The 1,716-nt window shown below is 45.6% G+C and carries 1 protein-coding gene; it reads left to right on the top strand.

Going from position 1 to position 1,716, the window contains the following annotated elements:
• Positions 1–12: 12 nt before the first annotated feature.
• Positions 13–1,716, top strand: a 1,704-nt coding sequence (locus ACKI39_RS04025; protein WP_407397902.1) for a hypothetical protein, incomplete at its 3' end; no start/stop codon positions are given.

The following is a 1,716-nucleotide window of genomic DNA, read 5'->3' on the forward strand; positions in this document are numbered from 1 at the left end:
TCACAGAACGACATGGCTACGATCCGACTTATTGCAAAGTGGAACGCTAAATTGGATTCGGTTGTTGAAGCCGACCCTGAATTTAAGAAGTCAGTCGCTGCGGGCATCACCACAGAGGATATTGCAATGTGGAATGCTAAATTGGATTCAGTCGTAGAAACCGACCCTGAGTTTAAGAAATCCGTCGCTGCGGGAATCACCACAGAGGACATTGCAAAGTGGAACGCTAAGTTGGATTCGGTTGTTGAGGCAGACCCTGAATTTAAGAAGTCAGTCGCTGCGGGCATCACCACAGAGGATATTGCAAAGTGGAATGCAAAGTTGGATTCGGTTGTTGAGGCAGACCCTGAATTTAAGAAATCAGTTGCTGCGGGTATCACCACAGAGGACATTACAAAGTGGAATGCCAAATTGAGCGAAGAAAAAGCCGCAGAAACATACCAACCCAAGGGTAATTATCTAACTGAACACCAGTCGCTGGTTGAATATGCCAAGAAGACTGACCTGCCGAAAGAAGACAGTTTGTTGAGCAAGGCTGAGGCGGAAAACACCTATTTGAAGGAACACCAATCACTGGCTGACTACGCAAAGAAGAGCGATCTGCCTAAAGAAGACAGTTTGTTGAGCAAGGATGAGGCAACAGAAAAATACCAAGCAAAGGGTAATTACCTCACTGAACACCAGTCATTGGCTGAATATGCAAAGAAGAACGAGATTCCAAGCGTTGAAGGTCTGCTGACTGAAACCAAGGCAGCAGAATCTTACCAACCTAAAGGAGAATATTTGACACAACACCAATCACTTGCCGACTACGCCAAGAAAACCGACCTGCCTAAAGAAGACAGTTTGTTGAGCAAGGCTGAGGCGGAAAACACCTATTTGAAGGAACACCAATCACTGACTGACTACGCCAAGAAAACTGATTTGCCTAAGGCGGATAGTTTGCTGAGCAAGACTGAGGCGGAAAACACCTATTTGAAGGAACACCAATCACTGACTGACTACGCAAAGAAAACTGACTTGCCTAAGTCGGATAGTTTGTTGAGCAAGGCTGAGGCGGAAAACACCTATTTGAAGGAACACCAATCACTGACTGACTACGCCAAGAAGACTGATTTGCCTAAGGCGGATAGTTTGTTGAGCAAGGCTGAGGCGACAGAAAAATACCAAACAAAGGGTAATTACCTCACTGAACACCAATCGTTGGTCGACTACGCAAAGAAAACTGACTTGCCTAAGTCGGATAGTTTATTGAGCAAGGATGAGGCGGAAAACACCTATTTGAAGGAACACCAATCACTGGCTGACTACGCAAAGAAGAGCGATCTGCCTAAAGAAGACAGTTTGTTGAGCAAGGCGGAGGCAGCAGAAAAATACCAAGCAAAGGGTAATTACCTCACTGAACACCAGTCATTGGCTGATTACGCCAAGAAGAACGAGATTCCAAGCGTTGAAGGTCTGCTGACTGAAACCAATGCAGCAGAATCTTACCAACCTAAAGGAAACTATTTGACCGAACACCAGTCATTGGCTGATTATGCCAAGAAAACTGACTTGCCTAAGGCGGATAGTTTGTTGAGCAAGGCGGAGGCAGCAGAAAAATACCAACCTAAAGGAAATTATTTGACCGAACACCAGTCATTGGCTGATTATGCCAAGAAAACTGACTTGCCAAGTCGGATCGTAGCCATGTCGTTCTGTGAGCCAAGGAGTTGC

It is taken from the genome of Treponema sp. (assembly GCF_045641405.1).
Lineage (GTDB): Bacteria > Spirochaetota > Spirochaetia > Treponematales > Treponemataceae > Treponema_D.